This is a genomic window from Buttiauxella selenatireducens, from assembly GCF_031432975.1.
GTDB classification, from domain to species: domain Bacteria; phylum Pseudomonadota; class Gammaproteobacteria; order Enterobacterales; family Enterobacteriaceae; genus Buttiauxella; species Buttiauxella selenatireducens.
Map to the genome: position 1 here is coordinate 2,120,362 of NZ_CP133838.1, position 21,875 is coordinate 2,142,236.

Here is a 21,875-nt window from a genome sequence, read left to right on the forward strand (position 1 = left end):
TGTCTTAACAGATTGATTGAACAGCAGCCTCCATTCGTTTAATGGCTTCTTCAAGGTTTGCCGATGTGCAACCGAAGTTAATACGCACGAATTTTGCCTCGCCAAAATCGGCGCCTGGCGAGAAGCCTAATCCGGCTTTCTGGAAGAACAGCGTAGGGTTGTCGACCGGTAAAGCCGTGGCATCGACCCATCCCAGATAAGTCGCCTGCGGAGACGCCATTTTCAAACCTGGCATATTGTTGATGGCGTACACCAGTCGGTCGCGATTGCGGCGTAAATAGGGCAATAACGCCTGTAGCCAGGTGTCACCCTCTTGCCAGGCTGCGGTGGCGGCAGTAAGCGCCAGCACATCAACAGTTGGCACTATTCCATCGCGCGTCGTATTGAATTGCTGGCGTAAAAGCGGGTCAGGAATAATCGCAATGGATGCGCCAAGACCGGCAATATTAAAGGTTTTGGATGGCGAGAGCAGGGTGATGGAACGACGCTCTGCATCAGCGCTTAGCGTGGCAAAAGGAATATGTTGCACACCCTCGTCGAGCAACAAGTCACAATGAATTTCATCAGAACAGACAATTAAATCGAGACGTTGCGCGAAGGCGAGCTGTTGCTGCAACTCTTCACGGCGATAAACCGTGCCACCTGGGTTTTGCGGATTGCACAACATCAGCAATTTTTCTTTGCCGGTAAGCTGCGCTTCGAGTGACGGCAAATCCATAATCCAGCGCCCATTTTCAAGGCGCAATGGCGCATTGAGCTGTGGACGCTGGGCAAAAGCTGACGATTTTTTGAAGGGAGGATAAATTGGCGTTGGCGCAATCGTTGATTCATCCGGCGCGGTGAAAGCGCGTACGCTTAAATTCAACCCTGCGACAATTCCCGGTAAAATGACTATCCATTCAGGCTTAATCTGCCACTGGTAGAGATTGGCCATGCGTTGAACAATCACATGGATCAACTCTTTTGGCCGGGCTCCATAGCCAAATACGCCGTGTTCAACCCGCTGGTGAAGCGCATCAATAATGCAGGGGGGTGAGCGAAAATCCATATCCGCGACCCACATAGGTAAAACATCATCACTGTATTTATTCCACTTCGAGCTGTCGCTGTGACGGCGGTCGATGCCTTCATCAAAATTGAATGCCATGATTACATACCTTTTTGTGATCCTGATTTCAGATTATCATTCTGAACCCGTGGCACAACCGCCAGGCTAAAGATTTTAAGGAGTAATCAATGCCTTTGCTTGAGATATGTTGTTATGGAATTGACTGTGCAGTCACAGCGCAACAAGCCGGAGCGGACAGAATTGAATTGTGTGCAGCTCCAAAAGAGGGCGGCTTGACCCCGTCAGCGGGAGTGCTGCGCCAGGTTAAGCAGCGAGTGTCGATCCCCGTGCATCCGATTATTCGCCCGCGTGGTGGCGATTTTTGCTACACCGATGCCGAGTTTGAGACCATGCTTGAAGATATCGCGTTCGTGCGTGAATTGGGATACCCGGGTTTGGTCATCGGCATGCTCGACGGCGAAGGGCATGTTGATGTGGCTCGCATGAAGCAGGTCATGGAACACGCGAAGGGGATGGCCGTGACGTTCCATCGCGCGTTCGATATGTGCCATAACCCTCATCAAGCGCTGGAGCAATTAACCGATTTGGGTGTGGCGCGGATCCTGACGTCAGGCCAGCAACAGAATGCTGAACTAGGACTTTCATTGCTTAGGGAACTAAAACAGCATTCTCGTGCTCCAATCATTATGGCGGGTGCGGGCGTCAGGCTGAGCAATTTGAAAAAGTTTGTCGAACACGGTATTGACGAAATGCACAGTTCAGCCGGTCAGACCGTGGCGTCACCGATGCGTTATCGCAAAGCCGGAGTCTCAATGAGTGCTGATGCAGAAGCCGATGAGTTTAACCGCTACTGCGTTGATGGCGACGTGGTAGCTGCAATGAAAGCCATGTTGGTTGCAAGTGAATCTGCAACGTGAAGTATGAAGGCTAAGAGTTTTTGACCGTGCATCATGTCGCCCATGTGATGCTCGCTCGTACCAGGCCCCGGTGTTTTGCCGGGGCTTTTTTTATTTTTAGGTTTGTCGTGGGGTGCTATTGGGGTGCCGACTCGAATAAAGCATCAAGCGTCCAACACCCATGTGAAAAATCAGCCGATATGCTGCGGCAGATTATCAATGCCAGGTTGGTGATGTACGGCAGAGTCAGTCTGAATCAATCGAATAACAGGTAAAGAGGAAAGGTAAATAAAAAAGCCAGATACCGGGGGAGGATATCTGGCTCAAAGTAGAAGCCTAATTATTGCAAATTTAATACGCTAAAGTCAGCGAATTAACCGACGAGTCCAGTATACGCAACGCACGCTAATGATGTGTTGTTAAGTTAATTCTAATAAATAGAATTTGATATCCGAGCCTATGGCTGCCTCATGGCGTCATGAACCAGGTGGATTCAATGCAGTGGGGTAGAAAACCTCAATTAGAATAACAGGCAAAAAAATCCCCGAACAGGTCGGGGATAAAGGACTCTCTCGAAAGATCTGCTATTTCTAGTTTTGCCTGAGGTAAGACCATAGTGTTTATAGAGTCATGTTGATACGGCCAATATCCTAAAGTTTATCTGATAACAAACGGTATCGCTGATTGCATAACCAGCGACATGACAATCTCAGTAAACCAGATGTCTTCAGAAGCTAATGCCTGAACCAACCCCAATAGCCATACCGCTGTTACCGCCTGTAGCGCCAACACCCACTCCACTGGAGCAGGACGCCAGAAGAACGACGAGGCAAACCAGACTCAATAATTTCATACAATGTTCCTTCTTTTATGTTTTTTAATTAAATATTTAATTGATATGGCAAAAGGGAATGTATTCACCTAAGTGATTAATAGTGCGGAATTTAAATACACTATTTAATGTAACCAATTGTGTTTATATGCCATTGTTTATACTTCGATTTTTTTATAAACAACTGGGAATATATAAGTGAAAAAGATTTTTCTGACGGCATTAGTATCAAGTGTGATGTTTGGCGCTATGGTTTCAGGTTCAGCAAATGCAGGGCCAGTAGGGTTTGATGATTATGCAAAGCCAGGTAAACCTGTATATGGGGCCTGGAAAATTGACCCTGTAGGTACCACAGAGTGGTCTATTATGTGCGTGCGAAAAATATATTATTACGGCGGGAAGATCGTCAGACAGAGTAAACAAAAGAATTTTGCAAGCAAGTGCTAGATAGAATAGCAGATTCAGATTACCTAAACTGATTCTCTTCTAATAAAACAGGTAAAACGCTCCTGTTCTGCGTTTTACCTGCAATTACTGTCTGATTTGATCTGAAGTTCCTGAGGGCATTGTGCCCCCTAAATTACCTTCAATATCCGGTTTTTTTGTAGAGAGTACAATGAAGCTGGCTATCTTCTTATTTCACCACGTCCAATGTGGGTGTTGGATATTTACCGTCTATCGCAGCCTGATCCGGGCCATATAAACGCATGATGATATATGCGTCTTTTTCAGGAATTGGCAGCCAGTTAGGATTATTAGCATCGCCTTTGGCACTCAAGTCTATGGTGTATAAACCATCAGCATCTGGCTTAAGAGAACGGTCACCACGGCTGTGACGATTAATGTCATTGTGCGCCATCAACATGTTGCCCGTTCCATAGACGGTAAAGGACCAAAACTGACTCACATTTGGCGCTTTGAAGTGCAGGCGGTATTTTTTACCCTCAGAACCATTGATCGGCTGACCATCAGAACCTTTATTAATCTGCAGATACACAGACTCTTCAGGCGGCAGCCCCCATTGTCCAAGCAGGGTGCCTTCAGCAAACAGATCTCGTTTCTGGTTTTGCAGTTCTTCACGCGTCCCCAGCAGGCCCTTGGAAGATGTCATTGTCGGCAGTAGCTGTTTCAGATGAGCCATACCCAGTTCTTCACCTTTTTTCGCAGCAGTGACCTGTTCTGGGGTGAAATCCGTTTTACAGGGTTCAATACCTGCGGCCTTGTACTGATCAATCCATTTTTTGTCCGCAGCCCCCATATCTCCTTCACACAGAACAAAGTTCACACGCTGCAACCAGGTGGTTTTTGCAGGATCCGGCCAGGTGTGCACAGTCGCTTTTGGACCGGACTCGCCAAGGTACGCGGATAACGTACGGATATTCCAGTCATCCATGTAGCTCAACGCGACTTTGGTGTCTTCCGGGCTGGTAGCCATAATGCGTCCCATCAGCTTCAGAATATCTGAATCCACTCGGATAACCTCGGTCACACTGGGCGGCACTTCCCCTTTCCAGGTTCGGGATGCAAACATAAAGTGCCCACCTTTGGTGCCACGCGTGCGGGAGCCGATCATCGACGTCGTGTAATGTCCCATATCCATCGTATGGAGGATCCAATAACGACCTTTGTCCATGTCCGGTACGCTGACAATGACCGGTTCAGCGCTTACGTCCAGCCACCCCTGAAGGTGTAAGGTGTCATTATTAATGGTTGGATGGTCGGTGTAAGTGTCATCCGCAAGGTGGCGAATGTTCTGGAAACGGTTCAGCGGGGTGTCAGTTTTCACCGCGGTGTTATAAAAGAATTTGTAAGCCTCATCCATAGAAAAACCATAGATATAAGCATCTTCGGCCATTTTATCGCTGATCTGCGCCAGAGCGGGGAGTGCAACTCCGAACAAAGCGGCGGCAAGGATTAACTTCTTCATATCATGCTCCGGTAATGATGATTTGTTTATACGCGTTCGAAATCAGCTAGTTTGAATGTTTTTAGATTCAGTTCATCGGTCGGACCATAGAAACGCATTGCTGGTAATGGACGTTTACCACTGGTTGGTATCCAGTTATTTTCCAGGCCTTCAGGTGCTTTCGGCCCTACATATAGCGTGACGCTGCCATCGGCGTTTTCCTTCATCTTCCCGAGATCGTAAGAAGAGAGTGTCGTGCGCTCGCTTTCGCTGTAGATAAAGGACATGGTATCGCGGTTGTAAACGGTCAATGCCCAGAACTGTTTTACCGGCATTTTGGCAGGTACGGTGAGTTTGTAGGTCTGACCCGCTTCCAGCAGATTGCCGTCTTTATCGGCCATACACATCAGATACTGGGTTGCCGGGCTATCGCTCAGTACTTTCGGCATATAGGTACACCAGAAATACTCGGCTGCACGATTGATTAGGTCGATACGATCTTCATAAATAAAGGTGAATGTCTTGTTGTCGTCCGCCTGTAGCAGAGAGGCGTAGTGACGGTCTGGCCAGTAGAGTTTCTCTTTCGGGAAGTTATCGTACCAATACTGCATATAGAACCAGGCATCGATAGCCGCCTGGCGCATTGCTTTTTTGGTTTTCTCATCAGGAGAAAAGTTAAGACCGTGGCCTATACCCAGCGATGAAAGCATCCCAAGCATGACTTTGTCCTGCTCGCGTACGGGTTCAACACTGGCAACCGCATGAAGATCATCAAAATGGCGCTCGTCATAATACGGCAGTGTTGGATAGCGTTTGTTACCAGGGTCGACAAATTTTTGTTGGGGTGGATTTGCTGCTTCGGCGAGGTAATACATCCGCATACGCTTAGAGTAATGATATGCGTCCTCAGTCGTTTTCCCGGGAGCTTGAACAGAGCGGAAGGCAAACGCCACGCGGAAGTTTGGTGATGGGACATGTAAATAACCTTCCGGAATCGCCTCTTTGTAACCCGGTGGGGTCAGCAGGAATTTCCCCCTTTGCCGCCATCAAGTCCGGCGGGCCCCACATCAGCAATGGTAAACTGCCATGCATCAACTATCTGACCATACAAACTGCCATCTGCGCCTGCTGGCGGGAGCTCCAGCACGACAGGGCCTTTTTGCAGGTCAGTAAATGCAGTGATGTAAGGGGTGGTGCTGTTTGCCGTAATGGCTTCAAGATGTGGCGTTGCCGGTTCTGAGTAGGCAATAATATCGTTATCTTTCAGTCCTAAGTTTTCAAACGCTGCGCGGCGAAAGCTGTAGATAGCCACTGCTGGCATGTTCCAGAGTACGGCTTCAAAAGCACGCTGATATTTTATCTGGTATTCAAAATCCTCTACCGAACTGACGGCTCCCTGCGGGGGCAGACCTCCGTCAGTTTCGCCTGGCTGTCCAGCGCCATAAGGAAGCGGTTTTTTCGGGGAAATGCCTTGTGCAAGAGCCGTTGAACTGTTCTTCAGTACGGCTAGACCGACAGCTGAACCTAGTGCCAGTTTATAAAAGTCTCGGCGCGAAATTGGCATAGCAAATCTCCGCATAATTGATTGTTTCAGAACATATCTTTATGACTATAGGACAACCTGAAATATTGTGGCAGAAAACGCCTCCCCTGTTATATATTTGTTATGTGATTATTATTCTGTACATAGCGTTACATACCGATACCAATCACTCAATGACCCCTGCGGTCCATTTCTTTATGATCAAAATCCTTTAAAAATAGGCTGATAGAGTAATATTTTCTATTTTTATTTAATGCCGACAAAGTTGTGTTAATGATGAAAATAAATAAAGCTATTTTGTTGCATATTTCTATGGCGATCCTTGCCACTTTATTGTTAACTCTGCCACCTTTTATCAATAGTTTATATACGCCGTTAAATTTTCAACCGTTAATTAAATCAATGGAAGGGACTCGTAAAGTTCAGGCTGAGAAAATAGCCACTATTTCGCATGCATTGAAGGGCAATGCGATATTTTTCCTCGGGGCGTCTGAAGTCGCAACGTCTGAAAATGAGCATTTTGCGGTTTATAATTTTTTTAATACAAAGCTGCATCACCCGACGGTTGCCTACGGTGATAGCTATGTCGACAACATGACGCAGCTCGCTTTGTTGACGCGCTTTAAACAAGACCTTTCACCAAAAACGAAACTGGTGCTGCTGATTGCACCGGATAGTTTCTATTTTGAGGGGATCCCGCCGACTATTTTTGCTGACCATTTTCCAGACGCCATATTCAAACCATTGATGTCTGATAAAACCATGCTGCCGATACTGTCGAATTATTTAACGCATATCGATCCGCAGGATGTTGACCATTTAACCTTTAGTCAGATGCACATATTTGGCTGGCATTTTCATATTATCTGGCGTGAAATCAAATATCAGTTTTCTTCATTCTGTGAATTAATCAGAGACTATTATTTGTCATTGGCTCATATTCGTCACTCTGAGTCACAACCATGGCCAGTATTAAATAATAGTTGGCAAAACATTGACTGGAATGCGCAGCTTCAGCAGGCACAGCAGCTTAACCGTGCGCGGCATGAAAGTGCGGCAACATTGTGGATGGATAAAGAAGTCTTTGATGATGTGAAAACGGCGGATGAGTGGTATCCCACACCGCCATCACAGCAAGAAATGCAGGCATTTACAGCCATGATAAAACTACTGCATGAGCGCCAGGTCAACGTGGTGGTTATCATCGATCCGCTTAATCCGTGGGCGTTAAAACACACCGAAAAATTTAAAACGACTGATCGTTACATTCAGGCGACATTGAAAAAATATAACACTCCCTATTTTGATATGTACAACCACAGCTATCAAGAGGGATGGAACTGGGATCGCCTTCACCCTACTGAGTTAGCCTGGGTAGCAATGGACCGTTTTATCGCAGAGGCGTTTAATAAATGAAAAAAGCCCTCCGTCTCTTTTTCCTTTATCTCTTTTTGCTGGCAACGGTAGTCGCCTGGTCATCAATTGATAACAGTATGAATTTAAAGCTGCACTTTGAATATCAGCAGTTTTAAGGAATAAGAAAATGTATACAAGCGCGCCTTTTTTCGCTGTGTTATTTGCCAGTTCACTGCTGTTTTCTGGGGCAAATCGTGTGCTGGGTAACCGGTTAAGCTATGCCTCACTGTTTTCTGCTTTTGCGATGTTTGCAGTCTGGGGATACATTTTTAAAAGCCAGATAACCATTCCGCTGCTGATGTTTATCTATTTATATGGTATCGCCACGTTTAAAGACAAATTGTGGCTTAAAACCTGGCAGTCGGTCATCCTCAGTTTGTTGCCACTGATTTTGGTTAAATTACATCTGAATAATCACTGGGGAATGTTAGGCCTTTCCTTTATGACTTTCAGAGCGGTGGACGTTTTGCTCTATCGCAATAAGAAAGATTCCCGGGATTTCTTCCAGTATTTTAGCTATCTCTTTTTGCCCTTTATTATCCTGGCAGGCCCGATGTATCGCTGGAGAAGTTGGGTTCAGGATATTACCCAACCCAACTTCCGCTTAACAACTGACGTGTTCCTGCAATCCATGGAACAAGTTTTCTATGGGATTGTGCAGAAGTTTCTGTTTGCCATGCTGATTGATAACTTCGTTATTAGCCACTGGAGCCATCGCCGCTTTACGCTGACGGTTGGCATCGTGATGTCACTGGCCTACAGCTTTTATCTTTATTTTGATTTTGCAGGCTACAGTAACATGGCAATAGGCGCAGGGCGTTTATTTGGTCTGAATCTACCAGCCAATTTTAACTTGCCTATATTGGCAAAAAATCCCCAGGATTTCTGGCGCAGATTTCATATTAGCCTGTCAGAGTGGTTGCGTGATGTTGTCTTCATGCCAATTTATATGAATTTGATGAAGGTAGAGTTCTTCAGAAATCATAAAGCTACGGCGCAAAATGTCGGTATTTTTTGCACGCTATTTTGCATGGGGGCATGGAATGGGCTGGAGCTTAATTACGTCGTCAGTGGCGCGCTGTTTGGCGGGATTTCCGTTATCCATAACATGATTCTTTGGTTTGCGAAGCGCAGTCAAAAAATGAACGCATGGTTAAAAAAACCTTTAATTGTATTCCTGGGGCGGGTTTTGACACTGGCAAGTGCAGCAGCCTCTTTATATATTTTTAGCGGAATGTCTCCTGTATGAAGAATAATGATGAATTACAGCAGTTAAGTGATTATCTACGCACCGTATTACTTGACCCGAAAAACACTCAGCAATTGGCGATAAGTGGCAGTGATAATAGCCTGACCTGGGGTGAGCTTAGTTCTGCCGTGGTTGACTGGGCGGAACGTTTTGCCGCGCTAAATTTATCAAAGAACATTCCTGTGGTGCTTTATGGCCATCAACAGGCTGAATTCGCTTGCGCCATTTATAGCTGCCTGTTGCACAACATCCCTTATATCCCCGTGGATAATATTTATCCGGCAGAACGCCTGAAGGAAATCTGTGAATTAGCCAGCGCTCCTTACTATTATGATGTTCAACAGCATCGTTTTATCTCCACAGGCGTAGTGGGGCAGCCTCTGCAAGAGCCAGATTTGGCCTACATTATGTTTACTTCGGGAAGTACCGGTAAACCTAAAGGTGTCCAGATTGGCCGTGAAAGCGTCTGGAATTTTATGCAGTGGGTCCGCAGTGATTTTTGTTTGCCAGTAGCTCCGGTATTCATGAATCATGCGGTATTCAGTTTTGATTTATCGTTGATTCCGCTACTGGGAAATCTGGCCACTGGCGGACATATCGTTCTTAATGCCAAAGAGGATATTACTGCGGATGGCTGGCTTGCCCATCTGAAGCAGCAAAAAATTTCCGTGTGGGTTTCTACCCCTTCTTTCGCCTATCAGAAACTGCTCCTCGCTGAATTCCGTGCAGAATTTCTGCCTGATTTAAAGGTATTTATTTTTATCGGTGAAGTCCTGAGTAAAACGCTGGTAAAACATCTGCGCCGCTTGTTCCCTGATGCAAAAATACTCAACTCATATGGCCCAACTGAGGCAACAATTGCCACCACGGTGATTGAAATAAGCGACGAGATTTTGCAGGAAGAGGGCGATCTTTTGCCTATCGGCCAAATGATGCCACATTCAGAAATGGAAATTACCCCCGATAATGAATTAATCATCTGGGGAAAAAACGTTATGCGTGGCTATCTTAGCCTGGCTAAAGAAAATGCTGAAAAGCTGCTGTGGAATGAAGATAAACAATGGCGTGGCTATAAAACCGGCGATTTAGGCCGTGCTACAAATGATGTCTTATATTGCCAGGGTCGAAACGACAGCCAGATTAAACTTAATGGCTACCGCATCGAAATTCATGAAATTGAAAATCGGTTGCTGGCGCTTTCAGGGGTCAGTGAAGCGGTTGTTTTACCGCTAACGAAGAAAGACGGTGCCGTTTTACGTCTGGCAGCTTTTTGCACATCAAAACTCTCTGAAAAAGAGATTAAAGCCAATCTTACGCAAACTTTACCGTCTTACATGGTGCCCTCACAGATTGTCATCATGGATACCTTACCTCTTAACACCAACGGGAAAATTGACCGTAAATTACTCGATGTTCAGGCTCGTACCTGCTGATAATCTAAGGGCATAAATATGGAACAGAAAGTTTTAGCGATATTTGAAAATGTATTGTCACGTAAAGTAGCGATGAACGATGAGCTAATTGAATCAGATATTCTCGATTCAATTACTGCAGTCGATATCGTTCTGGAGGTGCAGGCGGAATTTGGCTGTGCTATTCCACCGACTGACATTGCAAATATTCTGAAAACACCAGCAATGTTAACGGCATGGCTTGAAGAAAACGTCTAAAAATTAGATTTTTTAAGTTTGGGCCCCGGTAATTTACCGGGGTTTTTTATTTAATAAATTAAACGTGTTAGGCTCCCTCTAAATAACGGAGGGCAAAATGAATATCACTGACAAAGAGCTTTACGATGAGATGTGCCGTGTTGTCGGGAAGGTGGTGCTTGAGATGCGCGACCTGGGTCAGGAGCCGAAACATGTTGTGATAGCGGGCGTGATCAGAACGATGTCAGCTAACAGTAAAATTCAGCGTTCAGAACTGACAAGTGCAGCAATGGAAGAAGTGATTCGTGCTCTGGGTTTTGCAGCGAAATAAAGAAGGCCACGAAAGGTGGCCTTGCTAAGCAATTACGGCTTACGGGCGACTAAAACGGCGCGTAGCGGAGCAGGGTAGCCTTCGATGGTTTTAGTCGGGTCGTTCGGGTCGAGGAAATCGGCCAGTGATTCGGTGGTCAGCCAACTGGTTTTGCGTTGTTCTTCGCTGGTTGTGTAGCAATGGTCAACGATGCGAACATCGACAAAACCACATTTCTCAAGCCAGTTTTTCAACGCCAATGCTGACGGGATGTAATAGACGTTGCGCATTTGCGCGTAACGCTCACCCGGTACCAGCACGGTATTTTCATCGCCTTCTACGACCAACGTTTCCAGAACCAGCTCACCCTCTTTCACCAGTTGGTTTTTCAACTGATAAAGGTGATCGAGCGGAGAACGGCGGTGGTACAACACGCCCATCGAAAACACGGTATCGAAGATATTCAGTTCCGGGAGTTGCTCAATACCTAACGGCAGCACATGCGCACGCTGATCGTTACCCAGCAGTTTACGCACCGCTTCAAACTGGCAAACGAACAGCTGCATTGGGTCGATGCCTACCGCCAGATGCGCGCCCGCGCCAATCATGCGCCATAAGTGATAACCGCTACCACAGCCGACATCCAGAATAGTGCGCCCGGCGAGAGGGGAGATGTGCGGCAATACGCGGTCCCACTTCAGATCAGAACGCCACTCAGTATCGATGTCTACGCCATAAAGGGAGTATGGCCCTTTGCGCCATGGCATCAGGTTGCGCAACAGTTTTTCGATACCCAGCTTTTGGCCTTCACTCAATGGCTCTTGAGATTGCGCCGTCACGCTGTGCAATAAATCCAGGTGATGTGGCGTGAGTTCCGGCAAATACTCAACCGTGTTGTACCAGTGTTTGAACTGGCCGTGGAGGTTTTCTCGCTGCCAGGTCGCAATTTGTGCAGGCAGTGTTTCCAGCCATGGGGCCAAAGGGCTTTTCGCAATAAGCTGATAAAAATTACCAAAGTCGATCATGCAGATGTTCCTGATTTCAGTGCGACTAAAGAGCCAAAGTTAAAGCACTGGAACCATAATTCTGCGTGGTCAAATCCGGCTTGTTTGAGGCGTTTTTTATGTGTTTCGACAGAGTCGGTGAGCATGACGTTTTCCAGCATGCTGCGCTTTTGGCTGATTTCCAGCTCGCTATAACCGTTTGCACGTTTAAAATCGTGGTGCATGTTGAATAGCAGTTCCCCCACTTCGCCATCTTCAAAGCTGAATTTTTCCGACAGCACTAACGCACCGCCAGGATTCAGGCCGCGATAGATTTTCTCAAGCAGCAACTGGCGGTCTTCGGGCTCCAGGAATTGTAGAGTGAAGTTCAGCACCACCATCGAGGCGTTTTCGATAACGATATTGCGAATATCGCCTTCAATAACGTCGACCGGCGTTTGCGCTTTAAATGCATCTAAATGGCGGCGGCAGCGTTCGACCATCGCGGGGGAGTTATCTACCGCGATAATTTTGCAGTTCTCGTGATGAATATTACGACGCACAGATAATGTTGCCGCACCCAGCGAGCAGCCGAGATCGTAAACCTGGCTACCGGGTGCCACAAAGCGCTCTGCCAGCATGCCAATCATCGAAATAATATTGGAGTAGCCTGGCACCGATCGTTGAATCATATCGGGGAACACTTCAGCCACGCGTTCATCAAAGGTCCAGTCACCTAATTTGGCGATCGGGGCGGAAAACAATGTATCGCGGTCAGACATTACGTTAAATCCGGAATTTCGAAAGGGTGATATTTTGCGTTAATGCAAAGAGAAAACCAACTCCCATGGCATATACCATAGGTTAGCCAGCACCATTAGGATTAAAGAAGCCCAGGTGGCACTCATGCCAGAACGACGCCAACTGACTAAACGATGATGGAAACCATAAGAATGCATCAGGCGTCCGGCAATCAGCAACAGCCCACAAACATGCACCATCCATGTTTCGGCACCGTTCATTTCCATCAATAATAAAAGCAGTAACGCGATGGGAATATATTCTACTGCATTACCGTGAATTCGAATTGCGCTCTGAAGTTCGCTAAAACCGCCATCGCCATAAGAGACGCGGTATTGCAAACGCATACGAACAACATCAAACGAAAACTTAATCAGCAACAAAGCACCCAAAACGGCGTAGAGCGCGCTTACCATACTCACATCCTTTAGAGATAGTTCCAGCACTGCCTATGATAGCAGTGCAACCTATCGGCTGTCGCTACCCCTAAAATAGGGAGTTTTGTTTGGGAATTGCCGGTTCGTTGCCTATTTCAGGAAATGCCTGTTGCAAACCTGGCCACAGGGTATGCACTAAATCTTGTACTTGCCCAATATCAGGTGTGTGTAAAAACAGATAAGGGACGGAATTCTGTTCCCATTTAGGCAGGGTTTTAAGCCAAACATCGAAGAGCGCGAGGTTTTGTTGCATGTCGTCGCTGCCGATAAACCGCACCAGCGGATTACTGGCTGTCACCAACGCATGAACCGGTACTTTTGGTTTTTTACGTTGTGCGTCGCGGATGGCTTCATTGTGCGGTTTCGCGCTATGGACAGGCCGGCTATCGAGAATGACGCGATTGACGCCGCGTTGATGCAGGCCGCGATTGAGAGCTTGTTCATCGGCACTTTTATCGAAGAAAGAAGCGTGGCGAACTTCAACGCCGTAGGTGAAGTCTTTGGGCAATGTATCGAGGAAATTCCACAGCGCGGGTAAATCTGAAGGCCCAAACGTAGCCGGTAGTTGTAGCCAATATTGCCCGATGCGGTTTGCCAGCGGAGACATTCTGTCGAGAAATTCGGCAGTCAGGTCACCGCACTGGCGCAAGGCTGCAGTGTGAGAGATCGTCGAGGGGAATTTAAAACAGAAACGAAAACCGTCACTGGTTTGTTCACGCCAGCGCAATACGATTTCTGCTTTGGGTAACGCATAAAGCGTGGTGTTGCCTTCCACACAATTGAAGTGTCGAGCGTAATCTTCAAGGGACGTGATACCCAACTGCACCCATTTTGGGTGTGACCATTGGGGAAGGCCGATAAAAATCATAACGAGGAGAGAATCTCTTCAGTGCTACGAACGCGTCCAATACGCGGGAAGATATTCGTCATGCTTCCCTGATGTTGATCACTGCTGGCAGCGCTACAAGCATCTTCCGCAATGACCAGATTAAAGCCCAGTTCCCATGCGTTACGCGCGGTGGATTCCACGCCGATATTGGTGGAAATACCGCACAGCACAATGGTGTCGATCCCACGGCGGCGTAACTGGAGTTCTAAATCGGTGCCGTAAAATGCGCCCCACTGGCGTTTAGTGACTTCAATGTCGCTCTCTTTTTTACCCAGGGCTTCCGGGTAAATCCACCAATTTTCCGGTAAAGCATGTGCGCCAGCCTGCGCATCAACCGGCTGTTTTAGGGCTTCAGCAAAATCTTTTGACCAGCCAACACGCACCATAATGACCGGTGCATTGTGAGTGCGGAATTTTTCAGCCAGTTTGGCCGAACGAGCCACCACATCCTGTGCACTATACGGACCGCCCGCAAACGGCAAAATGCCTTCTTGTAAATCAATGATGACGAGCGCGGTTCGGGAAGTATTCAGATCTAACATTGGATGACTCCGGGTCAAAATGAGGTTATCGCGTAATACCTTACGACGGAACGAGAGCACCACAGTTTACAAATTTTGTTAATTTTTGTGAGTTTTGCACAAACAAGGCACTTTGAAACGCTTCATGCAGGCGTATCGGGCTTATCGCCGGGCATTATTTCCAGTATAATAGCCCCCTTTTTTCAACTATATCTGACATAGAAAAATAGTGGCCACCGTTGCAGTGTGCGGCTAATTTAAGGGATATCTCATGCGTACAGTATATTGCGGGCAGCTCAATCAATCCCATGTGGGACAACAAGTAACACTATGTGGTTGGGTCAATCGTCGTCGTGACCTCGGTAGCCTTATCTTTATTGATATGCGCGATCGCGAAGGCATCGTGCAGGTGTTTTTCGACCCGGACCGTCAGGACGCGTTCCAGCTTGCTTCCGAACTGCGTAATGAGTTCTGCATTCAAATCACCGGCACCGTTCGCCCGCGTGATGAGAAAAACATCAATAAAGATATGGCAACGGGTGCTGTGGAAGTTTTCGCAACCGATCTGACCATCATCAACCGCTCTGAAGCGCTGCCGCTGGATTCTAACCACGTCAACACTGAAGAAGCGCGTCTGAAATTCCGTTATCTGGACCTGCGTCGTCCGGAAATGGCAAACCGTCTGAAAACCCGTGCGAAAATCACCAGCTTCGTGCGTCGCTTTATGGATGACCAGGGTTTCCTGGATATCGAAACGCCAATGCTGACCAAAGCCACGCCAGAAGGCGCGCGTGACTATCTGGTGCCGAGCCGTGTTCACAAAGGCAAATTCTACGCACTGCCGCAGTCCCCACAGCTGTTCAAACAGTTGCTGATGATGTCGGGCTTTGATCGCTACTATCAGATTGTTAAATGTTTCCGCGACGAAGATTTGCGTGCCGACCGTCAGCCTGAATTTACTCAGATCGACGTCGAAACCTCTTTCATGACTGCACCGCAAGTACGTGAAGTGATGGAAAAACTGGTTCGCGAACTGTGGCTGGATGTGAAAAACGTTGATTTGGGCGATTTCCCAATCATGACTTTCGCAGAAGCAGAGCGTCGTTACGGTTCTGACAAACCAGACCTGCGTAACCCGATGGAGCTGGTGGATGTTGCTGACCTGCTCAAAGACATCGAGTTCAAAGTCTTCTCCGGCCCAGCAAACGATGCTAAAGGCCGTGTTGCTGCACTGCGTGTGCCGGGTGGCGCACAGATTAGCCGCAAACAGATTGACGACTACGGCAAGTTCATTGAGATTTACGGCGCGAAAGGGCTGGCATACATCAAAGTGAACGAACGTGCGAAAGGCATTGAAGGCATTACCAGCCCAGTGGCGAAGTTCCTGAATGCAGACATCGTAGAAGCGATTCTGGCCCGTACCGGTGCGCAAGATGGCGACATGATCTTCTTCGGCGCAGACAACAAAAAAGTGGTTGCGGATGCACTTGGCGCGTTACGCCTGAAAATCGGTAAAGATCTGAGCATTACTGATGAAAAAGCATGGGCACCGCTGTGGGTTATCGACTTCCCAATGTTTGAAGACAACGGCGAAGGCGGTCTGACCGCAATGCACCACCCGTTCACTGCGCCAAAAGATATGTCCCCAGAGCAACTGGCGGCAGACCCGGAAGCTGCGGTTGCTAACGCATACGACATGGTCATCAACGGCTACGAAGTGGGTGGCGGTTCTGTCCGTATTCACAACGGCCAGATGCAGCAGACCGTGTTTGGTATCCTGGGGATTACTGAAGAAGATCAGCGTGAGAAGTTCGGCTTCCTGCTTGATGCCCTGAAGTACGGCACACCACCGCATGCGGGCCTGGCGTTTGGTCTGGACCGTCTGACCATGCTGCTGACCGGTACCGACAACATCCGTGATGTTATCGCATTCCCGAAAACTACCGCTGCAGCGTGTCTGATGACTGAAGCACCAAGCTTTGCTAACCCGCAGGCTCTGGCTGAGCTGGGTGTGGCAGTGATTAAAAAGGCTGAGAAAGAATAAAATGGCTTATAAGCATCCCGTCTCAGTGTTAGTGGTGATTTATGCGCAGGACACGAAACGGGTGCTGATGCTACAGCGGCGCGACGATCCTGAATTCTGGCAGTCGGTCACCGGCAGTATAGAAGAGGGTGAAACCGCGCTGTATGCCGCGCAGCGTGAAGTAAAGGAAGAGGTCGATATCGACATTGAGTCAGAGCATCTGACCTTGAATGACTGCCAACGCTGCGTGGAATTCGAGATTTTTACACATTTGCGTCATCGCTATGCGCCGGGAATTACGCACAACACAGAATATTGGTTCTGTCTTGCGCTGCCTCACGAACGGCCGATTACCATTTCGGAACATCTGGCCTGGGAGTGGACAGACGCACAAGCTGCGGCTGCCATGACAAAATCGTGGAGCAACCGGCAAGCGATAGAAGAGTTTGTAATTTAACGTAATGAGTTATCCCAAGAATTTTAGTTCTCAGGAAGGCGGCAAGACCGAGAGTCACCCTGAGCTGACTTGAGTCAGTGATGGGTGTGAGCGGGTGCAGCCAACGCAACTGAGAGCTAAAAGACGAAGGGAATTGGAGATATTTTTATGGCAGGTCATAGTAAGTGGGCTAACACAAAGCACCGCAAAGCAGCACAAGATTCTAAACGCGGCAAGATCTTTACCAAAATCATTCGCGAGCTGGTCACAGCAGCCCGTCTGGGCGGCGGCGATCCAGGTTCTAACCCGCGTCTGCGTGCAGCGATTGATAAAGCGTTATCCAACAACATGACGCGTGACACCTTAAACCGTGCGATTGCGCGTGGTGTGGGTGGCGATGAAGATACCAACATGGAAACCATCATTTATGAAGGTTACGGTCCTGGTGGTTCTGCGGTCATGGTTGAGTGCCTGAGCGACAACCGCAACCGTACCGTGGCAGAAGTGCGCCATGCGTTCAACAAATGTGGCGGTAATCTGGGAACTGACGGCTCTGTAGCCTATCTGTTCACCAAAAAAGGCGTTATCTCCTATGCACCGGGCAAAGATGAAGACACCGTGATGGAAGCTGCTCTTGAAGCCGGTGCCGAAGACGTTGTTTCCTATGACGACGGCGCAATCGACGTGTTCACTGCCTGGGAAGAAATGGGTGCAGTCCGTGACGCACTGGAAGCCGCAGGTCTGAAAGCCGACGAAGCAGAAATCTCCATGATCCCATCCACCAAAGCGGATATGGACGCGGAAACGGCACCGAAGCTGATGCGCCTTATCGACATGTTGGAAGACTGCGATGACGTGCAAGAGGTTTATCACAACGGTGAGATCTCTGACGAGGTTGCGGCAACTTTATAATGAAGTTGTCTGAAACCGTAAACCTGTTTATGGGCGGCGCGTGATGGCGATTATTCTCGGCATTGATCCGGGGTCACGCGTTACCGGTTACGGCGTGATTCGCCAGACCGGTCGGCAGCTAACTTATTTGGGTAGTGGCTGTATTCGTACTCAGGTTACCGACTTACCCTCGCGTTTGAAGCTTATCTACGCGGGGGTGAGCGAAATCATCACCCAATTCCAGCCTGAATACTTCGCTATCGAATCCGTATTTATGGCTAAGAATGCCGATTCTGCACTGAAACTCGGACAGGCTCGTGGCGCGGCAATTGTTGCAGCGGTAAACCATGATCTTCCCGTTTTCGAATACGCAGCTCGTCAGGTAAAACAGACGGTGGTCGGTATCGGGAGCGCGGAGAAAAGCCAGGTGCAACACATGGTGCGCACCTTGCTGAAACTCTCTGCCAACCCGCAAGCGGATGCGGCGGATGCGTTGGCCATTGCCATCACGCATTGTCATGTCACGCAAAACTCGATGCAGATGAGTGACACGCGATTAAATTTGTCGCGAGGGCGATTAAAATAAATAGGGCTGGATATTCATCCAGCCTTTTTTATATGATAGGCAAAATTTTTAGTGCAACCGTGGGAGTAGTATTGTGATTGGACGTTTGAGAGGCATCATCCTGGAAAAACAGCCGCCGCTGGTACTCATGGAAGTGGGTGGCGTAGGGTATGAAGTCCATATGCCAATGACCTGTTTCTACGAATTACCAGAAATCGGTAAAGAGGCGATTGTCTTTACTCAGTTTGTGGTACGTGAAGACGCGCAATTGCTCTACGGTTTCAATAATAAACAAGAACGCACGCTGTTCCGCGAGCTTATCAAAGTGAATGGTGTGGGGCCGAAACTGGCGTTAGCGATTCTCTCCGGTATGTCTGCACAACAGTTTGTGAATGCTGTCGAACGCGAAGAAATTGGTTCGTTGGTCAAGCTGCCGGGCGTGGGTAAAAAGACCGCTGAGCGTTTGATTGTCGAAATGAAAGACCGCTTTAAAGGGATGCATGGCGATCTGTTTACGCCTGCAACTGACCTGGTTCTGACGGCTCCGGATAGCGGAGTAGCTGACGACGCAGAAGCGGAAGCGGTTGCTGCACTGGTCTCGCTGGGCTATAAACCACAGGAAGCGAGTCGGATGATCAGCAAAGTAGGGCGTGCCGGTGCTGATTGTGAAACGCTGATCCGCGAAGCACTCCGCGCAGCACTTTGAAGTCCTTAGAGGTAGAGTAACGGATGATTGAAGCAGACCGTCTGGTATCGCCAGACACCATCACCCCCGACGAATTAATTGACCGCGCAATCCGCCCGCGATTTCTGGCAGATTACGTCGGCCAGCCGCAGGTGCGCTCGCAAATGGAGATATTTATCCAGGCGGCAAAACTGCGTGGGGATGCGCTCGATCATCTGTTAATTTTCGGCCCTCCTGGCTTGGGTAAAACCACACTTGCCAATATCGTTGCGAATGAAATGGGCGTGAACCTGCGCACCACTTCCGGTCCGGTGCTGGAAAAAGCGGGTGACCTGGCCGCGATGTTGACCAATCTCGAACCTCACGACGTTTTGTTTATTGATGAAATCCATCGTCTGTCGCCAGTCGTTGAAGAAGTGCTGTACCCGGCGATGGAAGATTACCAACTCGATATCATGATTGGTGAGGGGCCGGCTGCGCGTTCAATTAAAATCGACTTGCCACCTTTCACTCTGATTGGCGCGACAACGCGTGCGGGCTCTCTGACATCACCATTGCGTGACCGTTTCGGTATTGTTCAACGGCTCGAGTTTTATCAGGTCGCCGATTTGCAGCATATCGTGGGCCGCAGTGCCAGCGTATTGGGGCTTGAGATGAGCGAAGAGGGTGCGCTGGAAGTCGCACGCCGTGCACGTGGTACACCACGTATCGCCAACCGTTTATTGCGTCGTGTGCGTGATTTTGCGGAAGTGCGTCATGACGGCACCATTAGCCAGGAAATTGCTTCTCAGGCGCTGGATATGCTGAATGTCGATACCGAAGGGTTTGACTATATGGACCGTAAGTTGCTGCTGGCGGTGATAGATAAATTCCTTGGTGGCCCCGTCGGGCTGGACAACCTCGCAGCCGCTATTGGTGAAGAACGCGAAACCATTGAAGACGTTCTGGAACCTTTCCTTATTCAGCAGGGTTTCTTGCAACGTACCCCACGAGGCCGTATTGCGACACCCAGAGCCTGGACTCACTTTGGAATTGTGCCGCCAGCGCAGCCGTAATTTTAATGAATGTTTTCCCCTCCACATCAGGGAGATAGTTCAGGTGAGGGTGGTGAAATTCCCCTCTCCTTCAAGGAGAGGGTTGCGGTGAGGGTGGGAATTCCCCTCTCCTTCAAGGAGAGGGTTAGGGTGAGGATGGTTTTAAGCCGCTTGCTTCTTAGCCATACTCAAAATAAACAAAACCGCCGAACTCAGCACCACTGAAGGCCCCGCAGGCGTGTCATAAAACGCCGAAAATGTCAGCCCGCCTGTCACGGAAAGCATACCGATAAGCACCGAAAAACCTGCCATCTGCTCAGGTGTACGTGCAAAACGACGCGCAGTCGCGGCCGGGATAATCAACAGCGAAGTAATAATCAAAGCCCCAACGAATTTCATCGCCACGCCGATAGTCAATGCTGTCACCAGCATCAGCAACATCTTCACCCGTTGAAGGTTAACGCCATCAACATGGGCAAGATCCGGGCTAATGGTCATCGACAACAGGTTGCGCCATTGCCAGAGCAGTACGCCAACGACCACTGCAACGCCAAGGCCGATAGAGATAATATCCGGCATTGTTACCGAAAGAAGATCGCCAAACAGATACGCCATCAAATCGACACGCACGTTAGACATCAAACTCACGACCACCAGCCCCAGCGACAACGCACTGTGCGCCATAATGCCTAACAAGGTATCTAGCGCCAGATGCGGACGTTTCTCGAGCCAGACCAGGCCTAACGCCAGCAACAGCGTTACCGCAATGACGGCATAAAAGGGATTGATGTTAAGCAATAACCCAAACGCAACGCCTAATAAAGACGCGTGGGCGAGGGTATCGCCAAAGTAGGACATTCGACGCCAGACGACAAACGAGCCAAGTGGACCCGCAGCGCACGCAAGCAATATCCCGGCAAGCCAGCCGGGTAACAACAATTCAATCATGACTGGCCGTTCCCTCTGCGCAGAACAATGCGTCCGGTAAGATCGTGACGGTGGTTATGGTGATGACGATAAATCCCCAGTTGTTCAGCGCCACGCTGGCCAAACATCGAAATAAATTCAGGGTGCATGGACACCACTTCTGGCGTACCCGAACAGCAAATATGATAGTTGAGACACAACACATCGTCAGTTTTTGCCATCACTAAGTGCAGGTCGTGGGAAACCATCATTACCGCGCAGTTAAGTTCATGACGCAACTGATCAATCAGGTTATACAGCGCCAGTTGTCCATTAACATCAACGCCTTGCGTCGGTTCATCAAGTACCAATAATTGCGGTTGATTAAGTAACGCCCGCGCCAGCAGAACGCGTTGATTCTCGCCGCCGGACAGTTTTTGCATGGGGGCTTCAATCAAATGAGCGGCCTGAACGCGTTTTAGCGCGGGTAAAATATCCGCTTTTTTCACGCCTGGGCGCAGACGCATAAAGCGGCTTACCGTAAGGGGCAGGGTGGCATCCAGATGCAACTTTTGTGGCACATAACCGATACGCAAATCGCGATCTCGCTTGATAACACCTTCATCAGGCGCTACCAGACCAAGCACCACGCGAACTAGCGTTGATTTTCCTGCGCCGTTTGGACCCAGCAGCGTCAGAATGCGGCCAGGCTTGAGGTCGAGTGAAATATCAGACAGCACACGTCGTTGTCCGAAAGAAACAGAGATATTTTCCAGTGATACCAGATTTGTCATGACGATTTCAGGGGTTGCAGAAGTTAGCGGATGTTATAAT

25 protein-coding genes are annotated in these 21,875 nt (G+C 48.6%); 13 read left to right on the plus strand and 12 right to left on the minus strand.

The genetic code is table 11. The annotated features are described in order from the left end of the window. Positions 1-4: 4 nt before the first annotated feature. Positions 5-1,147, minus strand: coding sequence for a MalY/PatB family protein (locus RHD99_RS09750; protein WP_309878607.1), 1,143 nt, complete (start codon positions 1,145-1,147; stop codon positions 5-7). Positions 1,148-1,236: 89 nt separating this feature from the next. Between RHD99_RS09750 and cutC the strand changes: the two genes are divergently transcribed. Further along, complete coding sequence (gene cutC / locus RHD99_RS09755; protein WP_309878608.1) at positions 1,237-1,986, plus strand: copper homeostasis protein CutC; 750 nt, start codon at positions 1,237-1,239, stop codon at positions 1,984-1,986. A gap of 706 nt (positions 1,987-2,692) precedes the next feature. Here the strand turns inward: cutC and RHD99_RS09760 are convergent. Next, positions 2,693-2,818, minus strand: coding sequence for a hypothetical protein (locus RHD99_RS09760; protein WP_309878610.1), 126 nt, complete (start codon positions 2,816-2,818; stop codon positions 2,693-2,695). 177 nt (positions 2,819-2,995) lie between these two features. Here RHD99_RS09760 and RHD99_RS09765 point away from each other — a divergent pair, with 177 nt between their 5' ends. Continuing rightward, complete coding sequence (locus RHD99_RS09765) at positions 2,996-3,244, plus strand: hypothetical protein (RefSeq protein WP_309878611.1); 249 nt, start codon at positions 2,996-2,998, stop codon at positions 3,242-3,244. 187 nt (positions 3,245-3,431) lie between these two features. Here RHD99_RS09765 and RHD99_RS09770 read toward each other — a convergent pair whose 3' ends face one another. The 3 genes from RHD99_RS09770 to RHD99_RS09780 form a co-directional block, all read right to left on the minus strand. Beyond that, positions 3,432-4,724, minus strand: coding sequence for a DUF1254 domain-containing protein (locus RHD99_RS09770; protein WP_309878612.1), 1,293 nt, complete (start codon positions 4,722-4,724; stop codon positions 3,432-3,434). Between the two features lie 26 nt (positions 4,725-4,750). Beyond that, a complete protein-coding gene (locus RHD99_RS09775; RefSeq protein WP_309878613.1) occupies positions 4,751-5,578 on the minus strand; it encodes a DUF1214 domain-containing protein in 828 nt (275 codons plus the stop codon). Between the two features lie 143 nt (positions 5,579-5,721). Further along, positions 5,722-6,267, minus strand: coding sequence for a DUF1254 domain-containing protein (locus RHD99_RS09780; RefSeq protein WP_309878614.1), 546 nt, complete (start codon positions 6,265-6,267; stop codon positions 5,722-5,724). 255 nt (positions 6,268-6,522) lie between these two features. On the opposite strand from RHD99_RS09780, the gene RHD99_RS09785 reads away from it, so the two are divergent. The 5 genes from RHD99_RS09785 (at position 6,523) to fumD (ending at position 10,891) form a co-directional block, all read left to right on the plus strand. Then, complete coding sequence (locus RHD99_RS09785) at positions 6,523-7,662, plus strand: D-alanyl-lipoteichoic acid biosynthesis protein DltD (protein ID WP_309879131.1); 1,140 nt, start codon at positions 6,523-6,525, stop codon at positions 7,660-7,662. Positions 7,663-7,789: 127 nt separating this feature from the next. Next, the gene (locus tag RHD99_RS09790) at positions 7,790-8,911 is read left to right on the plus strand and encodes an MBOAT family O-acyltransferase (RefSeq protein WP_309878615.1); all 1,122 of its coding nucleotides are present in this window, start codon (positions 7,790-7,792) and stop codon (positions 8,909-8,911) included. Beyond that, a complete protein-coding gene (locus RHD99_RS09795) occupies positions 8,908-10,344 on the plus strand; it encodes an AMP-binding protein (protein WP_309878616.1) in 1,437 nt (478 codons plus the stop codon). Before RHD99_RS09790 ends, RHD99_RS09795 begins: the two co-directional genes overlap by 4 nt. 18 nt (positions 10,345-10,362) lie before the next feature. Beyond that, positions 10,363-10,581: an acyl carrier protein gene (locus RHD99_RS09800; protein ID WP_183269582.1), complete on the plus strand. Its 219-nt coding sequence runs from the start codon at positions 10,363-10,365 to the stop codon at positions 10,579-10,581. A gap of 97 nt (positions 10,582-10,678) precedes the next feature. Continuing rightward, positions 10,679-10,891: a fumarate hydratase FumD gene (gene fumD, locus RHD99_RS09805; RefSeq protein WP_183269581.1), complete on the plus strand. Its 213-nt coding sequence runs from the start codon at positions 10,679-10,681 to the stop codon at positions 10,889-10,891. Between the two features lie 32 nt (positions 10,892-10,923). On the opposite strand, the gene cmoB is transcribed toward fumD, so the two are convergent. The 5 genes from cmoB to RHD99_RS09830 form a co-directional block, all read right to left on the minus strand. Then, on the minus strand, positions 10,924-11,895 hold the full coding sequence (gene cmoB, locus RHD99_RS09810) for a tRNA 5-methoxyuridine(34)/uridine 5-oxyacetic acid(34) synthase CmoB (protein ID WP_309878617.1): 972 nt from the start codon (positions 11,893-11,895) through the stop codon (positions 10,924-10,926). After that, the gene (gene cmoA, locus RHD99_RS09815; RefSeq protein WP_270144902.1) at positions 11,892-12,635 is read right to left on the minus strand and encodes a carboxy-S-adenosyl-L-methionine synthase CmoA; all 744 of its coding nucleotides are present in this window, start codon (positions 12,633-12,635) and stop codon (positions 11,892-11,894) included. The genes cmoB and cmoA overlap by 4 nt, the downstream gene beginning before the upstream one ends. Positions 12,636-12,674: 39 nt before the next feature. Continuing rightward, entirely contained in the window at positions 12,675-13,070 is a 396-nt protein-coding gene (locus tag RHD99_RS09820; RefSeq protein ID WP_183269578.1) for an MAPEG family protein, read from the minus strand. A 70-nt stretch (positions 13,071-13,140) separates the two neighbouring features. Continuing rightward, a complete protein-coding gene (locus RHD99_RS09825) occupies positions 13,141-13,959 on the minus strand; it encodes a DUF72 domain-containing protein (RefSeq protein WP_309878618.1) in 819 nt (272 codons plus the stop codon). Further along, positions 13,956-14,522 carry a hydrolase gene (locus RHD99_RS09830; protein ID WP_309878620.1) on the minus strand — a complete coding sequence of 189 codons (567 nt, stop codon included), beginning with the start codon at positions 14,520-14,522 and terminating at the stop codon, positions 13,956-13,958. The genes RHD99_RS09825 and RHD99_RS09830 overlap by 4 nt, the downstream gene beginning before the upstream one ends. 250 nt (positions 14,523-14,772) lie before the next feature. On the opposite strand from RHD99_RS09830, the gene aspS reads away from it, so the two are divergent. From aspS to ruvB, 6 genes are all read left to right on the plus strand, one after another. Continuing rightward, positions 14,773-16,545 carry an aspartate--tRNA ligase gene (gene aspS, locus RHD99_RS09835; protein WP_309878621.1) on the plus strand — a complete coding sequence of 591 codons (1,773 nt, stop codon included), beginning with the start codon at positions 14,773-14,775 and terminating at the stop codon, positions 16,543-16,545. A 1-nt stretch (position 16,546) separates the two neighbouring features. After that, positions 16,547-16,981, plus strand: coding sequence for a dihydroneopterin triphosphate diphosphatase (gene nudB / locus RHD99_RS09840; RefSeq protein ID WP_309878622.1), 435 nt, complete (start codon positions 16,547-16,549; stop codon positions 16,979-16,981). A gap of 147 nt (positions 16,982-17,128) precedes the next feature. After that, positions 17,129-17,872, plus strand: coding sequence for a YebC/PmpR family DNA-binding transcriptional regulator (locus RHD99_RS09845; RefSeq protein ID WP_034496310.1), 744 nt, complete (start codon positions 17,129-17,131; stop codon positions 17,870-17,872). A 43-nt stretch (positions 17,873-17,915) separates the two neighbouring features. Continuing rightward, positions 17,916-18,437, plus strand: a complete 522-nt coding sequence (gene ruvC / locus RHD99_RS09850) for a crossover junction endodeoxyribonuclease RuvC (protein ID WP_034496011.1) — start codon at positions 17,916-17,918, stop codon at positions 18,435-18,437. A gap of 73 nt (positions 18,438-18,510) precedes the next feature. After that, entirely contained in the window at positions 18,511-19,122 is a 612-nt protein-coding gene (gene ruvA, locus RHD99_RS09855; RefSeq protein WP_183269573.1) for a Holliday junction branch migration protein RuvA, read from the plus strand. 23 nt (positions 19,123-19,145) lie between these two features. Further along, a complete protein-coding gene (gene ruvB, locus RHD99_RS09860; protein WP_309878624.1) occupies positions 19,146-20,156 on the plus strand; it encodes a Holliday junction branch migration DNA helicase RuvB in 1,011 nt (336 codons plus the stop codon). A 141-nt stretch (positions 20,157-20,297) separates the two neighbouring features. Here ruvB and znuB read toward each other — a convergent pair whose 3' ends face one another. Further along, a complete protein-coding gene (gene znuB / locus RHD99_RS09865) occupies positions 20,298-21,083 on the minus strand; it encodes a zinc ABC transporter permease subunit ZnuB (protein WP_309878625.1) in 786 nt (261 codons plus the stop codon). Next, positions 21,080-21,835: a zinc ABC transporter ATP-binding protein ZnuC gene (znuC, locus tag RHD99_RS09870; protein WP_309878626.1), complete on the minus strand. Its 756-nt coding sequence runs from the start codon at positions 21,833-21,835 to the stop codon at positions 21,080-21,082. The genes znuB and znuC overlap by 4 nt, the downstream gene beginning before the upstream one ends. Positions 21,836-21,875: the final 40 nt, after the last annotated feature.

Coding starts and splice junctions, on each gene's coding strand:
- nudB (WP_309878622.1), top strand. CDS start 16,547: ATGGCTTATAAGCATCCCGTCTCAGTGTTAGTGGTGATTTATGCGCAG.
- ruvB (WP_309878624.1), top strand. CDS start 19,146: ATGATTGAAGCAGACCGTCTGGTATCGCCAGACACCATCACCCCCGAC.
- RHD99_RS09825 (WP_309878618.1), bottom strand. CDS start 13,959: ATGATTTTTATCGGCCTTCCCCAATGGTCACACCCAAAATGGGTGCAG.
- cutC (WP_309878608.1), top strand. CDS start 1,237: ATGCCTTTGCTTGAGATATGTTGTTATGGAATTGACTGTGCAGTCACA.
- RHD99_RS09775 (WP_309878613.1), bottom strand. CDS start 5,578: ATGTATTACCTCGCCGAAGCAGCAAATCCACCCCAACAAAAATTTGTC.
- RHD99_RS09845 (WP_034496310.1), top strand. CDS start 17,129: ATGGCAGGTCATAGTAAGTGGGCTAACACAAAGCACCGCAAAGCAGCA.
- RHD99_RS09750 (WP_309878607.1), bottom strand. CDS start 1,147: ATGGCATTCAATTTTGATGAAGGCATCGACCGCCGTCACAGCGACAGC.
- cmoB (WP_309878617.1), bottom strand. CDS start 11,895: ATGATCGACTTTGGTAATTTTTATCAGCTTATTGCGAAAAGCCCTTTG.
- aspS (WP_309878621.1), top strand. CDS start 14,773: ATGCGTACAGTATATTGCGGGCAGCTCAATCAATCCCATGTGGGACAA.
- RHD99_RS09785 (WP_309879131.1), top strand. CDS start 6,523: ATGAAAATAAATAAAGCTATTTTGTTGCATATTTCTATGGCGATCCTT.
- znuB (WP_309878625.1), bottom strand. CDS start 21,083: ATGATTGAATTGTTGTTACCCGGCTGGCTTGCCGGGATATTGCTTGCG.
- znuC (WP_309878626.1), bottom strand. CDS start 21,835: ATGACAAATCTGGTATCACTGGAAAATATCTCTGTTTCTTTCGGACAA.
- RHD99_RS09795 (WP_309878616.1), top strand. CDS start 8,908: ATGAAGAATAATGATGAATTACAGCAGTTAAGTGATTATCTACGCACC.
- fumD (WP_183269581.1), top strand. CDS start 10,679: ATGAATATCACTGACAAAGAGCTTTACGATGAGATGTGCCGTGTTGTC.
- RHD99_RS09820 (WP_183269578.1), bottom strand. CDS start 13,070: ATGGTAAGCGCGCTCTACGCCGTTTTGGGTGCTTTGTTGCTGATTAAG.
- RHD99_RS09780 (WP_309878614.1), bottom strand. CDS start 6,267: ATGCCAATTTCGCGCCGAGACTTTTATAAACTGGCACTAGGTTCAGCT.
- RHD99_RS09830 (WP_309878620.1), bottom strand. CDS start 14,522: ATGTTAGATCTGAATACTTCCCGAACCGCGCTCGTCATCATTGATTTA.
- ruvC (WP_034496011.1), top strand. CDS start 17,916: ATGGCGATTATTCTCGGCATTGATCCGGGGTCACGCGTTACCGGTTAC.
- RHD99_RS09770 (WP_309878612.1), bottom strand. CDS start 4,724: ATGAAGAAGTTAATCCTTGCCGCCGCTTTGTTCGGAGTTGCACTCCCC.
- RHD99_RS09760 (WP_309878610.1), bottom strand. CDS start 2,818: ATGAAATTATTGAGTCTGGTTTGCCTCGTCGTTCTTCTGGCGTCCTGC.
- RHD99_RS09800 (WP_183269582.1), top strand. CDS start 10,363: ATGGAACAGAAAGTTTTAGCGATATTTGAAAATGTATTGTCACGTAAA.
- cmoA (WP_270144902.1), bottom strand. CDS start 12,635: ATGTCTGACCGCGATACATTGTTTTCCGCCCCGATCGCCAAATTAGGT.
- RHD99_RS09790 (WP_309878615.1), top strand. CDS start 7,790: ATGTATACAAGCGCGCCTTTTTTCGCTGTGTTATTTGCCAGTTCACTG.